Annotated in this window: 21 protein-coding genes and 1 pseudogene; 8 read left to right on the top strand and 14 right to left on the bottom strand. The window is 60.2% G+C overall.

The window, feature by feature from the left end; all coding sequences use genetic code 11:
• Nucleotides 1-172 precede the first annotated feature (172 nt).
• Together NKJ84_RS24695 and NKJ84_RS24700 are read right to left on the bottom strand one after the other, a co-directional pair.
• Entirely contained in the window at nucleotides 173-313 is a 141-nt protein-coding gene (locus NKJ84_RS24695) for a hypothetical protein (RefSeq protein WP_352508628.1), read from the bottom strand.
• A gap of 1,139 nt (nucleotides 314-1,452) precedes the next feature.
• Nucleotides 1,453-2,070: a cupin domain-containing protein gene (locus NKJ84_RS24700; protein WP_352508629.1), complete on the bottom strand. Its 618-nt coding sequence runs from the start codon at nucleotides 2,068-2,070 to the stop codon at nucleotides 1,453-1,455.
• Nucleotides 2,071-2,672: 602 nt separating this feature from the next.
• On the opposite strand from NKJ84_RS24700, the gene NKJ84_RS24705 reads away from it, so the two are divergent.
• From NKJ84_RS24705 to NKJ84_RS24715, 3 genes are all read left to right on the top strand, one after another.
• Nucleotides 2,673-2,906 carry a hypothetical protein gene (locus NKJ84_RS24705; RefSeq protein ID WP_352508630.1) on the top strand — a complete coding sequence of 78 codons (234 nt, stop codon included), beginning with the start codon at nucleotides 2,673-2,675 and terminating at the stop codon, nucleotides 2,904-2,906.
• Nucleotides 2,907-2,969: 63 nt separating this feature from the next.
• The gene (locus NKJ84_RS24710) at nucleotides 2,970-3,332 is read left to right on the top strand and encodes a hypothetical protein (protein WP_352508631.1); all 363 of its coding nucleotides are present in this window, start codon (nucleotides 2,970-2,972) and stop codon (nucleotides 3,330-3,332) included.
• 189 nt (nucleotides 3,333-3,521) lie between these two features.
• Nucleotides 3,522-4,067 (top strand): group I truncated hemoglobin, encoded by a 546-nt coding sequence (locus NKJ84_RS24715; RefSeq protein ID WP_352508632.1) that lies wholly within the window; start codon nucleotides 3,522-3,524, stop codon nucleotides 4,065-4,067.
• Between the two features lie 92 nt (nucleotides 4,068-4,159).
• Here NKJ84_RS24715 and NKJ84_RS24720 read toward each other — a convergent pair whose 3' ends face one another.
• The 5 genes from NKJ84_RS24720 to NKJ84_RS24740 form a co-directional block, all read right to left on the bottom strand.
• The gene (locus NKJ84_RS24720; protein ID WP_352508633.1) at nucleotides 4,160-4,753 is read right to left on the bottom strand and encodes an SOS response-associated peptidase; all 594 of its coding nucleotides are present in this window, start codon (nucleotides 4,751-4,753) and stop codon (nucleotides 4,160-4,162) included.
• Nucleotides 4,754-4,836: 83 nt separating this feature from the next.
• Complete coding sequence (locus tag NKJ84_RS24725) at nucleotides 4,837-5,094, bottom strand: hypothetical protein (protein WP_352508634.1); 258 nt, start codon at nucleotides 5,092-5,094, stop codon at nucleotides 4,837-4,839.
• Nucleotides 5,095-5,363: 269 nt separating this feature from the next.
• Complete coding sequence (locus tag NKJ84_RS24730) at nucleotides 5,364-5,891, bottom strand: hypothetical protein (RefSeq protein WP_352508635.1); 528 nt, start codon at nucleotides 5,889-5,891, stop codon at nucleotides 5,364-5,366.
• Between the two features lie 510 nt (nucleotides 5,892-6,401).
• Nucleotides 6,402-6,602 (bottom strand): CsbD family protein, encoded by a 201-nt coding sequence (locus NKJ84_RS24735; protein ID WP_023677416.1) that lies wholly within the window; start codon nucleotides 6,600-6,602, stop codon nucleotides 6,402-6,404.
• A 191-nt stretch (nucleotides 6,603-6,793) separates the two neighbouring features.
• Nucleotides 6,794-8,077 (bottom strand): ROK family transcriptional regulator, encoded by a 1,284-nt coding sequence (locus tag NKJ84_RS24740; RefSeq protein WP_352508636.1) that lies wholly within the window; start codon nucleotides 8,075-8,077, stop codon nucleotides 6,794-6,796.
• A gap of 196 nt (nucleotides 8,078-8,273) precedes the next feature.
• Here NKJ84_RS24740 and NKJ84_RS24745 point away from each other — a divergent pair, with 196 nt between their 5' ends.
• The 5 genes from NKJ84_RS24745 to NKJ84_RS24765 all read left to right on the top strand — a co-directional run bounded on the left by NKJ84_RS24745 (nucleotide 8,274) and on the right by NKJ84_RS24765 (nucleotide 12,657).
• On the top strand, nucleotides 8,274-8,618 hold the full coding sequence (locus tag NKJ84_RS24745) for an ATP-binding cassette domain-containing protein (protein WP_352508637.1): 345 nt from the start codon (nucleotides 8,274-8,276) through the stop codon (nucleotides 8,616-8,618).
• Nucleotides 8,619-8,629: 11 nt separating this feature from the next.
• Nucleotides 8,630-9,775 carry an ABC transporter permease gene (locus NKJ84_RS24750; RefSeq protein WP_352508638.1) on the top strand — a complete coding sequence of 382 codons (1,146 nt, stop codon included), beginning with the start codon at nucleotides 8,630-8,632 and terminating at the stop codon, nucleotides 9,773-9,775.
• Nucleotides 9,772-10,761: an ABC transporter permease gene (locus NKJ84_RS24755; protein ID WP_352508639.1), complete on the top strand. Its 990-nt coding sequence runs from the start codon at nucleotides 9,772-9,774 to the stop codon at nucleotides 10,759-10,761. The genes NKJ84_RS24750 and NKJ84_RS24755 overlap by 4 nt, the downstream gene beginning before the upstream one ends.
• Before the next feature lie 46 nt (nucleotides 10,762-10,807).
• Nucleotides 10,808-11,809 (top strand): rhamnose ABC transporter substrate-binding protein, encoded by a 1,002-nt coding sequence (locus NKJ84_RS24760; protein ID WP_352508640.1) that lies wholly within the window; start codon nucleotides 10,808-10,810, stop codon nucleotides 11,807-11,809.
• A gap of 86 nt (nucleotides 11,810-11,895) precedes the next feature.
• Nucleotides 11,896-12,657 (top strand): glutamine amidotransferase, encoded by a 762-nt coding sequence (locus NKJ84_RS24765; protein WP_352508641.1) that lies wholly within the window; start codon nucleotides 11,896-11,898, stop codon nucleotides 12,655-12,657.
• A 69-nt stretch (nucleotides 12,658-12,726) separates the two neighbouring features.
• Here NKJ84_RS24765 and NKJ84_RS24770 read toward each other — a convergent pair whose 3' ends face one another.
• From NKJ84_RS24770 to NKJ84_RS24800, 7 genes and pseudogenes are all read right to left on the bottom strand, one after another.
• Entirely contained in the window at nucleotides 12,727-13,230 is a 504-nt protein-coding gene (locus NKJ84_RS24770) for a DUF2314 domain-containing protein (protein WP_352508642.1), read from the bottom strand.
• A 118-nt stretch (nucleotides 13,231-13,348) separates the two neighbouring features.
• Nucleotides 13,349-13,489, bottom strand: a pseudogene (locus tag NKJ84_RS24775) (SDR family oxidoreductase); the annotation flags it as partial.
• Nucleotides 13,456-13,587, bottom strand: a complete 132-nt coding sequence (locus tag NKJ84_RS24780) for a hypothetical protein (RefSeq protein ID WP_352508643.1) — start codon at nucleotides 13,585-13,587, stop codon at nucleotides 13,456-13,458. The gene NKJ84_RS24780 and the pseudogene NKJ84_RS24775, both read right to left, overlap by 34 nt.
• Entirely contained in the window at nucleotides 13,577-14,458 is an 882-nt protein-coding gene (locus tag NKJ84_RS24785; protein ID WP_352508644.1) for a YihY/virulence factor BrkB family protein, read from the bottom strand. The genes NKJ84_RS24780 and NKJ84_RS24785 overlap by 11 nt, the downstream gene beginning before the upstream one ends.
• Nucleotides 14,459-14,660: 202 nt before the next feature.
• A complete protein-coding gene (locus NKJ84_RS24790; protein ID WP_254820550.1) occupies nucleotides 14,661-15,014 on the bottom strand; it encodes a TadE/TadG family type IV pilus assembly protein in 354 nt (117 codons plus the stop codon).
• A gap of 40 nt (nucleotides 15,015-15,054) precedes the next feature.
• On the bottom strand, nucleotides 15,055-15,474 hold the full coding sequence (locus NKJ84_RS24795) for a TadE/TadG family type IV pilus assembly protein (protein ID WP_352508645.1): 420 nt from the start codon (nucleotides 15,472-15,474) through the stop codon (nucleotides 15,055-15,057).
• A 26-nt stretch (nucleotides 15,475-15,500) separates the two neighbouring features.
• Nucleotides 15,501-16,733 (bottom strand): pilus assembly protein TadG-related protein, encoded by a 1,233-nt coding sequence (locus tag NKJ84_RS24800; protein ID WP_352508646.1) that lies wholly within the window; start codon nucleotides 16,731-16,733, stop codon nucleotides 15,501-15,503.
• Nucleotides 16,734-16,770 lie beyond the last annotated feature (37 nt).

Consider the following 16,770-nt stretch of genomic DNA (forward strand, 5'->3'; position numbering starts at 1 on the left):
GGCCGGCCCCTCCAACAGCCGACCTCTCATGAATCACGCAAAACCGCTCTTGGGAATCCTCAAAACGCTCCCAGAACTAAAAAACTGCCAAAGTAGTGCTAGGTCGTAAACTCATAAATGCGGAATGACCAAGATGGGTGAAATGGGAGCTGTCCTTAAAGGTTGCGGAGGTTCAGCCGGGGATAGGGGTGCGGAAGCCGTGAGTGTCGCAAAGCTTTTTGGCCCTGCCATCGACTTTGGAGTCACTATCAATTTCTTCGACTTCGACAGCCCCATCCGTCTTATGCGCAAAGAAGAGAATGGAGGTCGACATGCTGCCACCATCCGTAAGCCCACAAAGGTAGACAACCCCACTTTCTCCCATGCGAGCCATCGCGATCCACACTGTTGGTTCCGTCGAGATGGCAAGGTGCTTCCGGATTGCAAGCTTCAAGGGAGCTACATCGCTAAGCGTAGTGTCGTGGGGAAAGGTTTTCTCGGTGGCGTCTTGAGCTAATGCCGAACTAGTCCACGCTCCGACGACAATCCATGCAAGAAGAATCAAACCTCGCGTCATCCGAACTTCACCGGTGCAGGTTGCCTTTTGTGATTAGGATGTTTGCGAAGGGAAGGTATACAAGTCGGAAAGCGTCCGCAATGCGTCGGTGAGACCACATGGCACGCGATGCTCCCAGCGAAACTCTGGCAAGAAATAGATCGCTTAGGGCACTTAGCTAGGCCTCGATACCCTGCTTACTGTCGTCTACGTGCCGAGTCAGTCCTGGTGGGGTATCAAAATGAAAGACCGTAACTCGGCGATCCGGCGTCGGCTCAGTTCCATCGCAAAGAAACAGGCACTGAGCACCACGACACGGCGCCGGACCACAGGTGGGCTGCTCATCGGGTTCGTGGCTGTGTTTCCTCTCGCAGCACCATCGAATTCAGCATGCACCTGTTAGCGTCAACTGGTCGCTAGTATCCCGGGCAGACTCCCGCATCATTCGAACCACACTGAAGCGATCGATGACAATCGCACCCTGGTGCGCTTCTCGTGTTTGGGCCGTACTTCACCAGACGACCGTGAATGCCGACGAGGAGTTGTCTTTGCCATTGGCTTAGGTGACCGCGACCCAGCGCAATCTCGATGCGGGTCTGAGGCCAGGCACCCTGGCGAGGGCTGAGGCGACCAAGGCCAAGGCCGTTGTGGAGGCCAAGCAGCTCATGGCCGTCATTGGGCCGCTGAAGGGGCCGGTCGGAACCCCAGTCAGATCGCGGCAACGCTCGCTGGCATGGGGGTGGCGACGCCCCCGAGCGGGAAGTGGACGGCTATGGGTCAGGCGAACCCAATCCCATGGCGTTGGGGCCAAAACCCAACACCCTGAAGGACCCGAGTTCGACCCCAGGGCGGACATTCTCAGCTTGTTGACCGATTGTCTGCAACAGAGCGGAAGTACCACCCTGGGAAATGTCGCCTCAGTCGAGGCTGGCCGGCGACGAGAACGGCTGATTGGCGTCGACCACGAAGATCGCCAGCTCATCGAGATCGGTTGTGCCGGCGCTGAACACCTCCATCGGCGTGTTGGCCCCGTGTCCGATCATGGCCGTACCAGCTTCAGCATAGGTCATTCCGTGGGGCGTTCTCTGGCCGAGCTTGCCGGTCAGCACATAGAAGGCCTCCGGTCCCGGATGCGTATGGATCTTCGTCTTGACGCCGGGCGCTCCACCGGCGCGGTTCACGCGCAGCAAATACTCGCTTGCCCTGATCGGAGGGACCGGTCCGATCTCGACGACCTTGGTTCCGCCGGTCGTAGAGCCATCCTTCGGTCCAAGCGTGAACAGCCAGACCTTGCCTGCGACCTCCGCCGCAAGCGAGGTCGGGCCCGCAGCGCTTTGGGCCTGCGCCAGCGTTGGGAAATTTTCCAGCCGCCAGTACAACGGTCCGGAGGGCAGTTCCTTCACCTTTTTCTCAACCACCGGCTCGACGGCGAATTTGCTGTCTGCGGGCATTGCGGCTGACGTTATCAGCCCGAAAGCACACACCGAGAATATAAGCAGGCCAATACGGCGGGCGCTGAGGGAATGCGGCTTCATGGTTGGTCCTCCCTTTCATGGTCGCCCCCTCGACCAAATATTAGCTATAGCACATGTACCGCGTTACGGCACTGACCAAGTTTCGGGTCACCCTAGAGCGCCTGCCGCCAAAGAAGACTGTTCATGATGCCAAACCGTCTAGGAAGAGTTTTCAAATAGTTTCAAATATTGGAACTCGGTCGTCGCGGTGGCACTGGCTGTGATGGCGATTGTCAGGGGCGGAAGGCCTGGCTCCTCCGCGTCGTCAAATGGGTAGCCGACGGCCCCGTTTAGGGTTCGAAGCAGTCTTGCCCCCAGGCTACTGTGTCTGACGTGAGCCCAACGGTCCACCCGTCCGAAATCGGCCCGCGCATGGCGGGCAGCTCCGTTCGGGCGGGCGCCCGAAAATGCCTGAATGCCAAGCGTCTCGCCATGATAGGAAAATGCCAAGGTCGAGGCACAGTTCCGGTCGCACGCGCCATGATGCGCATGGGGAAGCGCTCTGGTCTGCCCCGCTGCAGGCGACTTAACAAAGCTTGCAGCCGGGAACAATCGCTCAATGACTCGCGTTTCTTGCGAAGACCCGCTTCTTTTGCACGGGCAGCGGCCTCGAAGGCTCGCAAATGTCGCGCCGGCGTTTCAATCGCACCCGCCTCAGCCCTCACGATTTGGCTATTTGTGAACGCGTGTTTGATCAGGTTTGCGCAGATGAGCACATTGACCCTCTAAGCCTGGATGCCGAAGCCTTGGCGGTGATGATTGTCGCAATCTTCCGAAACGTGACTACCAATGAGCGCGAACTGCTGGAAGAAGTTAGGTTTCTTCGTCGCTCAAAAGGCGCAGAGAAGGCGCATTAGCTTGGCGGCGTTCCGAGGCGAATTGGCCTAGTCCCGCTTTGGCACAGCCATTTGGTATCTGAATTGCTCATTGAGAATCGCCAGAGTGTAGCCACCGAGCTTGCGAAGGGGATGGAAATGGGCTTAGCCGAAGACTTATCAGATGTCGCGCTCACATTCGAATGTCCGGATTGCTTGCATCCGGCGGTAAGAAAGGGCTCTGCACTAAGAACAATCGCGCACTTCAAATGCGACGGGTGCAACGCAAAGGTGCGGATCACCTATCCGCAGAAGCTAGCGATCTTCGAAAAGCACAGGCTATTGGCCGCAGGCGACCGCCGCCAGCAAGGCCAGGAACACTACGGTGCCCGCAACAACATCGATCGGGCCGCCGATGCGGCCGAAATGGCTTCGCGACCGCTGCCGCGCGCGGCGACGCGTGCTTAAGCCTTCCTCATCCGCGCGACCTTTACGCATGTTGACCACAGCAATGCCGTCCATCGGAATAATTCGGACGAAGGGTGCGTTAGTTCATTAGATGATGCTAAAAATACGGCAACGTGTCCGAATGTCACTTCATGAAGCCCGCCAGACAGGCTGCGGCTTGCTCTGGCCTAACCTCGAAGGGAACCAGGGATGAAAATTTCGACCTCTTTGACAAGACGAAGTGTTGTCGCCGGGCTGGCGCTGGCCGCCGCATCGACGTCGGTATTGCCTGCCGACAACGCACTCGCCCAGGCTAAGAAAACCACATCGGGGAAGACTCTATATGAGCGCCTGGGTGGTGTGTTCGCCATCGCGGCGGTGATCGATCATTTCAGCGACGCCGTCGTGATGAACCCGATTGTCGGCAAGAAGTCCAAGAACCCACAATTGCGCAAATGGCACACCAAGAACCTTGAAAGGTTGCCCGGCCTCAAGTTCATGCGGACGCTGTGGGTCTGCGACGTTTCTGGCGGGCCCTTCAAGTTCGTCGCCACCAAGCCCGGCACGACGCCGCTCGGCCTCGAGGAGGCACATCGCGACCTGCGGATTTCCCCCGCGGAATTCGATGAGGTCGCAGCGGAACTCGGGCGGACCTTGGATCATTTCAAAATTCCGAAGCCTGAGAAAACCGAAGTCCTGGAAGCTTTCGCCGCTCACAAGGACGAGGTCACCGCCGGCTACGTCAAGCCGGGCTGAAGCGCTTATATCGCGCGGGCATTCGTTCTGAGCATGGGGCGCGGCGCCGTGGCTATGCGGCGCAGCCGCACCGCGCAATTTTCCGATGGTTCCTACTCCGAACCCGCCCGAGCTGTCTCCACTCTGAGCGACCCTTCCGGCAACGGGCGCAGGAGTTCAGCCTCGGACCTCGTCAAGTGGATCCAGGCCGCCCAGTCCGATGGCCGCAGCACAACCACTTGCCGGTTGTGATATGGCGCCACGTCCGGCCCCGGCTCGCTCGTCAGCATCGTGAACGTCGGCGGCTTGTTGCCGATACCCTCGCGCCACAACCCGGCAATCGCCATGAACGAATGGCCATTCAGCGTGAACCTGTGCTTGGTTTTTGGATATTTCGTTCCCGTGAATTCGAAGAATGCCGACGCCGGAACGAGACAGCGCTTGCTGTTGCCGAACTGCCGGCCCTCCGAGCGAAAGTTGAATACAGGTCCGCCTTTTGGCCCGGCCGGGGGAAAGCCGAACGTCATCGACGCCAGTTCGATTGCGTCGCCGGCGGCGCGCATTACAGGCGCGGGGTCGTTGATGTGGATGTCATCCGCCTGCGGCAGATCCAGTTCGCTTTGATGGCTGGGGATTTTGAGCGCCAGCGATTCCATCATCCTGCAGTATTCGGCCCAGGCGATGTGCTGCTCGTAGTCGTTGCACATGGAAAGGCTCCGGACGCTCGACCGAGATCAGTTCAATCCATAGCGTCTGGTTGGCGCTGATTGCCGGCGGATTTGATATAAGCCTATTTGGGCCGGCGTGCGGCAGCGATGGTCTGCAACAGATTGATGCTGTTCACGTCGGGTTGACTGGATGCGGCGACCGCAAGTGCGGCGGCCTCGGCTATTTTCGCGACGTCGTCGCTGCTGATCGTTCCGCGCTTTTCCAGCAGGTTTACAAGCTCGACAACGAGAAGAAAGGCGTTCACACCATATCGTTCGGCTTTGAGCTCGAACTCGCCTCGGGCCAATTTCTCCCTGTCTCCTTCAGCCCGTTTGTCCACGTCGGCGTCCTCTCCTATGGCTACAAGCTATTAACGCTTAGCACGAATGGTTTAATCCTTCGAACTGGCCACAACCTTCGCCAATTGCCGGGCATAGTGTCGCCGGTGGCAAGGGCATGGGTTCGGTTCAGCCAAGGATGAGACCAGCCAACAGAACGGTAAGAATAAAGGACAACTCGACGGTAAGTAGCCCGCATGCTTCCAAAGTGTTGGTTTGCCAAGCTTTCGTCGGGCGCCTCCGGTTTGAATTCCTGTTTCGCGAACCAACTTCATCGGGCACTAGATCGGACGCGGAGCCGGCTTGAATTTGGCAAAGCGCTCCTCTTCATCGGCCCGGAAGGCATCTCCGCGAAACTCCGGAGCACCGTATGCGCGGCGCCGGCCTGCCTTTCATCGACCCGGGCCATCACCAGTATGACACCCTCAGCGATCCTCGGCTTGCGCGGCTTCTGGGCGAAATTGGCGAAAGTTCCGAGAAGCACGCCGGCAAAGCCGCCCCACGCCGCACCGACCAGAGCCATGCCGGTCATCCCCGCAGGATCGACGTCTTGAGCTCCAAAAGCGCTGAAACCGGCCAACAGACCAGCCGTGGCGCCAAGTGCGGCACCGGCGACGGCGCTCCGCCAGACAGCGCTCATCTCATCGTCGTAATATCCAGCAACGCTGATCGGTTCATCGTTGTCGTTGTAAGATCCGACGACGCTGATCTGGCGGCGGCGAATCCCGGCAGCCTGAAGCGCGGCAACGGCACGTGCTGCCTGGGCATGGGAATTGAACAGTCTGCTGATTGTTTGCATTTACGCCCAGGCCCGACGCTCGTTAGCAGCGTCGGGCCTCTCCTCCCTGGCTTTGAACTCTTCCGCCCGGACGCATCTTCGTCGCGCCAAAGCTCACCACAACGTGAGCCAGCCGGCTACGTTCCTCAGCCGAGGCTTCGGTCCAACCCCAGAGTGTCTTGCTTGGGACCTAAGTCTGACCAGCTTGGGCGTGCTGAGGCCATGCCGCGCGGGGAAGGTCGCCGGCTCGAAGAGAGGGTTCAGATGCTATCGCAGACCCAAAAAACTCAAAATGGCTATTATGATCACGATCGCGCCGACCAGCCAGATAATGTTGTTCATGATTGCACTCCTTCGCCTCCGGGCGGGGCGCACGCCGGGGCGAAGCCCGCCACGCAAGTAGAACATTAGATACGGCTAAAGGTTCCTCGCGGGGCCTCGCTGTCGAAAGAGCCCACCGCACCAGTCGGCACGGCGGGCGAGGCAGAGTTTCACCCCGGTGGGGGCAGAAGACGGCGTTGCGTCCAAGGCTCAGCTGATGCTTCTGGACCAGTCATCAACCTGGCGCTCCGCCTCTTCCTTGGCGATGCCATATCGCTCCTGGATACGCCCCAAGAGCTGGTCCCGGTTGCCCTCGATCCGATCAAGATCATCGTCGGTTAAGTCACCCCACTGCTCTTTCGCCTTGCCTTTGAACTGCGTCCATTTTCCCTTGATTTGATCCCAGTTCATATGTTCCTCCTTGCTTCCTGGGCCCGCACTGAAGCGGAGCGCGGACCGATCGGCATTTCAATGTCGGTGACGAATGAAGATTAGCGGCCGCTAAAAGTTCCGGTGCCGGCGCAAAAAGCCCGCCGTGCCCGTGCCGGACTGCGAGGTGATGTTGATGATGCCTGGAGCTTGATGCTCCTTGCAGCGCCACCCTATCCCGTTGAAGTCGCTGAGCTTCTTCCTGGTTGGCTTTGGCTGGCAAGTCTCGACAGGCTGCCCAGCAGCATCGTTCTGTCCTTGCCGATCATCAGCACGCCGCTGTCGGGCGCCAACAGTGCCGAGAACGGCAGCATCGCCGCGCCGATCGGCGAAGCCTCGGGGCCGAATTGTCCCGATACGATTTCCGGCGCCACGATGCCGATGGCGCTGATCCTGTTGAACTGGGTCTGCACCTTTGCCAGCAGCTCGAGATGGATCGGCCGCGGCAGGATGCTGTCGAGAACGATCGCCTCGATGTCGATGACCGAGGTGATGGCGATGATCGCCTCGACCAGCGCATTGACGCAATCGTCGATCCATTCGGACAGCGGCTCGCGCGCCCCCGGCGGCAAGGGGTCGAGTTCGCGCACGCGATTGATTTCGATGCCGCGCGATTTGAGATGATTGACCAGCACATAGATCGAAGCGCGATGCAGCAGGCTCTGGTAGCGCGCCGGCTTGGCCGCCACCGAATCGAGGCTTGAAGGCGAGACCGGCAAAGGACCGAGCGCGGCGCTGTTGCCGTGCGGCCCGGTGTGGACCTTGCCGCCTTGCACCAGTCCGCCGCCGACAAAGGTGTCGATCGAGATATGCATGAAGTCGCGGAACCGTGCGCCGGTCCCTTGGATGAGCTCTGCGAGTGCAGCCGATGACGCGTCGTTTTCCACGAAGACCGGGGTCTTCGGCTTTGTGGCGAAGAACGTCGTCAGATCGATTGCTTCCCAGCGGCTGCCAAGGTCGTCGGGAAAGCCGAGTTCCTCGCTCCAGCCGCCGAGGAAATACGGCGAGGCGATGCCGACGCCGACGATGCTGGCATCGTCAAGCCCCTCGATCAACTTGTCGAAATTGGCCAGCGACATGTTGCCGGCCTTTAGCACCATGTCGGGGTCCGGAAAGCGATATTCGTGCGACTCGCGCGAGCGGACCTCGCCGGCGAAGTCGACGAGCACGGCTTCCAGCGCGCGCCGGCCGATCTTGATGCCGACGCTGTAGATGCGCTCCGGTGCAAGTCGGTAGAGAGTGGACGGCGATCCGCGTTGTCCGAACCTTTTTCCCACTTGCTTTACGAATCCCGATGATTCCAGCCCGTCGACAATAGCGGCGACCGCGGCCGGCGTCAGATTTGCGGCGCGCGCCAGGTCTGACTTGGATGCCTCCTTCAGGCGGCGGATGGCATCAAGCACGAAACGCTCGTTATAATGCCGCACCTTGACCGAATTGCTGCCTTTTCCGGACAAAACCGGCGCCTCCCCATTCATTCCCGCAGAGTCACTCCAGTCGTCGGCAGCTTTGGGACTGCCGTGGGAGAGAGCACTCAAATCGCACCCGTGCGCGACGCGACAGTGCCCTTCGCGGCCATGGAAGTCAATTTTCCAGTTGCGGCATTCAGCCATTTAATATAGCAAATTGAAAAAATAGGACCAGGGAGGAAAGGTGCTGCACTTGGGCGCATTAGGCGAAGCCGACGCCATGGTGAAGAACGACGCGGCTGTCCCCGTTGCCCTGGTTCAGGCGACAAAAGCCTTCGGCGGCACGATTGCCCTCAAGGACGCGTCCTTCGAATTGCGCTCAGGCGAGGTGCTGGCTCTGCTTGGCGAAAACGGCGCCGGCAAGAGCACCTGCGTAAAGCTGCTGGCCGGCGTGTATCTCCCGACCGGCGGCCATGTCGAAGTCGATGGCAAGCCTGTGGTCTTCCATTCGCCGCACGACGCCCAGGCTGCCGGCATCTCGGTCATGCACCAGCACCCCGGTCTTTTCCCTGATCTTTCATCATCCTGATCTCCTCCGAAATGCCCGAACTCATCGGCATGTGCGACCGCATTATCGTCCTGCGCGAAGGCCATCGGACGGCCGAATTTGCCAGGGGCGAAGCCACTCAGGAAAAGGTGCTGGAAGCAGCGACGAAAGCCGGCGAAAGCGCCGGCCCGGTAGCACAGGCCGCCGGCGAGGAGAAAAGAAAAGGGCCGCTCGACATACTGAAGCGGCGGGAGTTCGGCCTGCTCGCCGCGATGCTGGCGGTCGCGATCCCGGTCACCATCATCAACCCGCGCATGGTGAGCGCTGCAAACCTGACCGCCGTGTCGATGGATGCCGCGCTGCTCGTGGTTGCAGCACTCGCGCAGATGCTGGTGCTGATCACCCGCAACATCGACCTTTCGATCGCCGCGGTGATTGGCCTGTCGGCCTACATGGCGGCCAGCATGGTCCAGGCCTATCCAGGGCTCGACATCGGCATCGGGCTGATGACCGCATGCGCCGTCGGTGGCGTCGCCGGCCTGATCAACGGCCTCGTCGTCACCAGGGGAAAGATCCCGGCGATCGTCGTCACGCTGGCCTCGATGTCTATCTTCCGCGGCTTCAACTCGATCTGGGCAGCCGGCGACCAGATCAGCGCCGACGAAGTCACGCAAGCCTGGCTCGACATGACCGGCCTGAAGATCGCCGGCGTGCCGCTGATCGTCGTCATCGCAATCGTCATCCTGTGCCTGGGCTACGTGCTGCTCTATCGCACCGCCTTCGGGCGCGAATTGTTCGCCGCCGGCTCCAATCCCGACGGCGCGCGTCTGATCGGCATCCCTGTCGACCGGCGCATTCTGCTGGCCTTTGGCATGGCCGGCCTGCTCGGCGGCCTGTGCGGCGCGCTGTGGGCATCGCGCTATGCGACCATCGACGCCCGCGTTGCGCTCGGCTTCGAACTCACGGTGATCGCGTCAGCGGTGGTCGGCGGCGTCGCCATCCGCGGTGGTTCGGGCACGCTGCTCGGCATCATTCTCGGAGCCCTCACGCTGCTGGTCATCAAAAACGGGCTGACGCTGGTGCGCGTCGATCCGCTGTGGCTGCAGGGCGTCTACGGCCTGGTGATCCTGGTCGCCATCGGCATCGACACCTTCATCGTACGGCGCGCCGAGCAGGCAAGACAGGCGAGGGCGCGGTGAAAAAGTTCCTCCGGTCGATCGACTTCTGGGATCTGCTGCTGGCGACCTCCTGTGTAGCCATCTTCCTCTATGCCGCGATCTTCGTGCCGAATTTCGTTTCCGGCTTCAATCTCTCGCAACTGGCCGCCAGCGCCTCGGAAAAGGCATTGCTGATCCTGCCGATGACGCTGCTCATCATCACCCGCGAGATCGACCTGTCGATCGCCTCGGTGCTGGCGCTGACATCCGTCGTCTTTGGCTTGCTGGTCCAGGCCGGTATGCCGACGCTTGCCGCAATTCCGCTGACACTCGTCGGCGGCGGCCTGCTCGGCGCCTTCAACGGCTATCTGGTCTCGGGCCTTGGACTGCAGTCGTTGGTTGTGACGCTCGGCACCATGGCGCTCTATCGAGGCCTTGGCTACATCCTGCTCGGCACCGGCTCGGTCAACATCCTGCCGCCCGCGGTCGTCGATTTCGGCATCAACAACCTGCCTGGCACCGAGATACCGTGGACCATCGTGCCCTTCCTGGTGCTGGCGCCGGTGTTTGCGGTCGTGCTGCAGAAGACGCCGACCGGCAAGCGCATCTACGCGCTCGGCGGCAGCCCCGAAGTGGCGCGCTATTCGGGCATAAACACGCGGCGGATGGTGCTGAACCTGTTCGTCGTCTCGGGCGTTGTCGCCGCCATAGCCGGCATCGTCTATACCGCGCGCCTCTCCAACGCCCGCGCCAACAATGCGCTCGGCATGGAGCTCGACGTCATCACCATTGTTCTGCTCGGCGGCGTCAGCGTCTTTGGCGGCAAGGGCCGCCTGACCGGCGTCATGCTGGCGCTGGTCCTGATCGCCATCATCCGCAACGTGCTGGCGCTCAACCAGATCGGTGGCGACGCGCAGGGCATGATCATCGGCCTGCTTCTGATCGGCTCGCTGCTGGTCGGCAATTACTGGCGCTCCACACAGGAGCTGCTCAGCAGATCCCGCGCAATGCGCGAGACAAAGGGGTGATCTCGGGCCCCTTCCTTCAAGCCCGAATTTTGACGGAGGAGTCACAATGAAAGCGTTTAGATTAGCCCTGCTCGCGTCCGCGGTTCTGCTTGCGCCAACGTCGCTGGCCTTCAGCCAGGAATGCGCCAAGGAACCCGTAACGGTCGGTTTCCTGCCCAAGCTCGACACAGATCCCTATTTCAAAGTGGCCTTCGGAGGCGCACAAGAGGCGGCCAAGGAAATTGGCGGCACCGCCACCCAGGTCGCCCCATCGCAGGCGACTGCCGAGGCGCAGATCGAATTCATCAACAGCCTCGTGTCGCAGAAGGTCGGGGTCATCGCAATTGCCGGCAACGACGCCAATGCCGTCGCGCCGGCGCTGAAGCGCGCCGTTCAGCAGGGCGTCAGGGTGATTTCGTATGATTCCGACGTGGCCGCCGATGCCCGCGCGGTGTTTGTCAATCAGGTGAAGGGCGACAGCCTCGCCGAGATGATGCTGGAAAGTGCATTCGCCCTCAGCGGCGGTGAAGGCGAATTCGCGATCCTGTCGTCGACGCCGACGGCGACCAACCAGAATGCCTGGATCGACTTCATGAAGGCGAAGATGGCGGCCGAGCCGAAGTTCTCCAAGATGAAGCTGGTGCAGGTGGCCTATGGTGAAGAAAGCGAACAGATCAACCAGCAGCAGGCATTGGCGCTGGTCCAGGCGTTTCCCGATCTCAAGGTGATCATCGTCCCGGCAGGCATTGGCCTTCCGGCGGCCGCGCGTGCACTCGAGGAAGCGGGCATGATCGGCAAGGTCAAGCTGACCGGCCTCGCGCCGGCCACTCTGATCTCGAAATACATCAAGGACGGGGCGGCTCAGGATATCTGGTGGAACGTCACCGATCTTGGCTATCTTACCTATCAGACAGCCCAGGCGCTTGCGCAGTGCAAGATCACCGGCAAGGAGGGTGAGAAGTTCACGGCAGGCAGGCTCGGCGAATACACGATTGGCGCCGGCGGCGAACTGATCCTTGGTCCGGCCAAGATCGTGACCCCCGAAAATCTGGCCGAGTTCAAGTTCTGATTCTATGGAGCTCAAGCTCCAGAGGGGCGCCGGTCGATCCGGCGCCCTTCCTAAAACATCTCGAATGAAAACAGTGCGGGGCGGCAATGAAGATCTTGCTTGCAGGCGAAACCTTTGCAGCGACGACGTCGGTTGCCATCGGCAGCGACGTGCTTACAAGTGCGGCCTCGACCAATGGCGCTATGGCCTTCAATGCCGCGCTGGCCACTGAAGGCATCGCCGTCACGCAGATCGGCGGCGAGCGTTGCAGCGCGGAGTTCCCTTATGACCTCGATGGGCTCGCCCAATATCAGGCGGTGGTGATCTCCGATGTCGGCGCCCTGACATTGCTGGTCACGCCGGATGCCCGCGCCGGGCGTGTCGGCGTCAACCGCCTCGATGTGCTCAAGGCCTATGTCGAAGCTGGCGGCGGGCTGATGCTGGCCGGCGGTTACATGGGCTTTCAGGGCATGTTCGGGACGGCGCGTTTCCACGACACCCCGGTCGAGGACGTTCTGCCCGTCCGCTGCCTACCCTACTGCGACGGCATGGAGGTGCCGCAAGGCCTGCAGGCCTCCATCCTGCAGTCGTCACATCCGATTTTTTCCGGGGTGGAGGGGCCTTTGCCGCCGATTCTCGGCATGAACAAGCTGGAATTCAGGCGCGACGGTTCGTCCCGGCTTCTGGCGACCTGCCACCATCGCGGCACCGACTGGCCGCTCCTTGCCGTCGGCAGCCATGGCCGCGGCCGCGCGATTGCCTGGGCAACCGATATCGGCCCGCATTGGCTCTCGCAGGATTTCCTCGCATGGCCGTTCTACGGAAAACTGATGGCGAACATGGTCCGTTGGCTCGCCGGCAATGAATGAGAAAGCTGGTTTGACCAGTGCGGTGCCCAATCCTCCAACGAAAGACCAGGCCATTAAGCATGCGTTGAATCAGGACGGCAGTGGCTCATAAACCGAAACCCCGATGTATCGATCGTATGAGCCGCGATCTTTCTCAGGAAGCTTGTCTCGGGTTACGCGCAATGTGAATCCCCCATGCAAGTGCCCCGCGTCGAGAACCATCCAATCGAAAATATCGTCGTCTTCAAATGCAAGTCGCTGTCCGACTTGATGCCATTTCTGAAGCTCGGGTGGCACCCCGAAAAACGTACCCGAAAATAGCCGCTCCTCAGCATGATAATGCACTGCGGCAAGCCAAAGGAAAACAAAGTTGTCCTCCCCAAGACGTTCGGACTCGTCGGGATCGCGAAACCGAAGCTTCGCGGAACAGAAGGCATCTGCATTTCTCTCGATGTGTTCGACAAATGTCGGCACACTCGCAAGTGCGCGATCGTAAGCTGCAAGGAAGGCGGGGTCTGTCTGCGAGATAGTCGTGAAGAGTGGCTCATTCCGCGGTTCGTCGAATTCACTGTTCGATTGAGATTTTTCGCCCATAAAAGACCTCTTGGACTAACCTTGAACCGCTCAACGACCTGCGAAGTCCGCGCGCTTCTTCCGGTGTGGGGAGGCGGCACTCGCGAGGCGGTGTCGCACTACCAGCCAAAGAGCCCTATCACGCTAGCGACCAACCGCCATCCACCAATATATTCGCGCCGGTGATCAGTGACGCCGCCGGCAAGGCGAAGAACACCACGGTGCCGGCGACGTCGATCGGGTCGCCTATGCGGCCGAGCGGGATGTGGCCGAGCACATGCAGGCGAGTGCGCAGGCGCGGCCGATGCCGCGCGAGGCGCCGGTAACCAGCACCACCTTGCCGGCCAGGTCGAATTTCGGCGTGAATTCATTTGTCATGCGATTCCACCTTGTTCTTCAAATCGGTCCGGCTGCCGTGTCGGACCGAATAGGCTCGCGTGAATTCGGCGCCCAGCAGAAATATCTCCGCCGAATAGTAGACCCATAACAGCACGACGAGCAGAGCGCCGGCCGCGCCGTATGACGATGAGATGGCGCTGGTTCCGATATACCAGCCAATCAGCGACTTGCCGATGGTGAACAGAAACCCGGTGACCACGGCGCCGAGGCCGACATCGCGCCATTGCAGGCTGCGGTCGGGCAGCACCTTGTAGATCGCGGCAAACAGCAGCGTGATCAGGGCAAACGAGACGATCCCGTTGATGGCGCTCAGGATGATGGTGCCGAACGGCAGATAGGCGTTGATGACCTCTCCGAGCGCCGAAATTGCAGCGCTTACGACCAGCGACACCAGGAGCAGGAAACCAAGCGCGGCGACCAGGCCCAGGCTTGCAATGCGTGCCCGAACCAGCCGCGAGATCGTTGCCCCGCTCGGTTTGACTTTCCAGATCTCGTTCAGCGCCAGCTGCATTTCGCCGAACACGCCGGATGCGGCGACGAACAACGTGACCAGCCCCAGAATGCTGGCAAGGGTTCCCGCTTCCTTCTGCGAGGCGTTCTCGATCGTCGCCTGCAGCAGCTCGGCACTTTGCGGCCCCATCAGGCCGGCGATCTGTGCCGAAAGGGCGAGTTGCGCCGCCTCGTGCCCGAAGGCCATGCCGGCGATAGCGACAACGATGAGCAGGATCGGCGCAAGCGAAGTCGTGGCATAAAACGCTATCGCCGCCCCATGGCTCAGCGCATTGTCGTTGACGAAGCCGAGGATGCTTTGCCTGAGGAGTACCCAGCCCTCCGTCGCCAAGTTCCACATGTGGGCCTCGCATAGTTGTCATTAAACAAGTAGCGGCGAGATAGAAGTGGGCGAGGGGTAGTGGACGACCTGGCCGCCGGCTCTGAAAAAACCTCGCGGAGGCGCAGGTGTTGCTGGCCGAATTGCGGTAGCCCGCGAGAAACCGACGCAGCCACTTTCGTTGGGCCGCTCACCCCTTATTGCCTAAGGAAATTGGACGCGCTCATGATCCAACCAATGGAACTGCGACAGTCGTCCCATAATTTATCGGATACCGATCGAAGTACGGGAACTCGATAACGAAAGCATACCTGGCCGTGAGATGTGCCATTCGAAAGCCGCCGTTGGGGGCGTCGATTGCTATTGTTACGTCTACGTCTTTCAATCCCAAAGTCAGCAATTTTGCCGTGGCTATGGCTTCTATCTCGGCCTGCGTCAGCGAGTTCTTCATCTGCAGCGCACGCGCGGACGTTTCCAGCGTATACCGAACACTGGACATGGCATTCAAGGCCCAGCCGAATGCGAAGACGCCGATCAAGACCATTATCAGAACAGGGGCGATCAGCGCGAACTCCAACGCAGCTCCGCCTGATGCTCCCCGTATGAAGGCCCTCGCTTTAGCGAACACGGATCACCTGTTGGTGGCTGAGCTCGCGCGAGAGCGAAAACGCGCCGAAACTGAAGGGCGGTGACCAGGTGGCTGTCGCTTGGATTTCGACGAAAACCGCGGGAGCTTTCAAACTGTCGCACAGGACAGATGGATCGACCACGGTGGTCCCGCACATATATTTCCGGCTCAGCGTCACCTGCGCGTCGCCGGGATGGTTTTCCCAGCCTGAAAGAGCGACAGCTTGGATAGTCGCATCCTCGGCTGCTCCTTGCATCACGAGATTCGCCGCCGTTTTGACGCCTGCACGCATCGACAACGCGTTCGACACAAAAGACCAGCCGTCAATGATGCCAAGGAGTACCAGGCAAAGGATCGGCACAATCAGCGCAAACTCTACCGCGGCAGCACCCGAATCGCTGCGGAACATCCGGACTGCTGACCCTGTCACGAAGATTACTCGACAAGCTTTATGGATTGCGTCGCCGGAATGTCTCGCATTCCAAGGCTCGTGCAGTCCTGATTGACGTTCGCGTTGCCGGACCACTGCACGGTACTGGCGACGACCTGAGTGCAACCGCCTTTGCCCGAGAAATTGCCGAGATAATTAACGTCTTGCGTTGGAAAATACAAAGCGCCGGTCAAAAGCGAATCTGCCGTGCCATTAACCGTGTTCGATCCAGTCAGGTTGGCTTTGTCGCCGTAAAACAGCACCCCCGAATAGGTGCCCGACGTTGGTGCGCTGAGCTTGATGGTGGCCGTGCCGTTCATGCTGACGCCGGAGCTGCCGGCCAGATAAATGATGACTCCGTCGCCGGAAATATTCGCGTTCGAGTTCGCTTTGAAATCACCGCCTTGAATGACGTATATCCCGGGCGAAAGCGTTACATTGCCGCTCAAGCTGAGCCCCCTGCAGTATGTTCCAGGTTGCAACACCGACTGATTGCTGTTTCGACAGGGGTTCGTGGCCGGTGGCGCCGGCAAGTCGGCAAAAGGATCGGCAGCGGGCAACGCCTGGGTTATCGGCCTGGCGCACACGGTCGTCACGGGGTTGCTCAACGAAACACCGCCTGCCGATACCAGGCAATCGACCTGAAGGCTTGCCGATCCCTGAAGCTTGATGGCGTCCGCGGCTATCGAATTCGACATCACGACGCAGCCGTTCAGTTTGAGATTCGAACTGCCGGAAAAGAGCGCCGCTTTCGGAGCGGAATGATTGAGAGCTAGAGCGCAGGCCTTTGAGGCGTCGGTGATAAGAGCCACCGCTCTTGCCTGTGCGCCGACCGCATTTTGCGTGAATATCGATGTAAAAAACCGATCGAGGGTCTGATGAACGATGACCTCGACAGCCTTTTGGGCCACATTCGGGCCGGAGGACGGGGGCGTGAAGATTTCGATTGTGCCTGTCGACGGGTCCCAGCCATTCGTTGTCGCAGACAATGTCGCGGCGGAGACTATCGTTGGTTTGTCGGATCCTGAAACCTTTTCCAAAGCGCCAGCATAGGCTGCCGCATCCGCCACCGCTTGTAGCTTCAGGCCGCTGTAATACCAGTAGGAAGTCTCAACGCCGAGACCCGCGCCGCCGACGACGATCGGCAACGACAGGGCAAAAATAGTGGCAACGTTGCCACTCTTGCCGGTTCGTCGCATGCAGAAAAAACGCCTGAAGATACGGGCACGCCAGTCCATTCCTCATTTAAGCCGGGATGCATAAAGGAATGACTAA

Source organism: Mesorhizobium sp. M0048 (assembly GCF_040323405.1).
Taxonomy (GTDB): Bacteria; Pseudomonadota; Alphaproteobacteria; order Rhizobiales; family Rhizobiaceae; genus Mesorhizobium.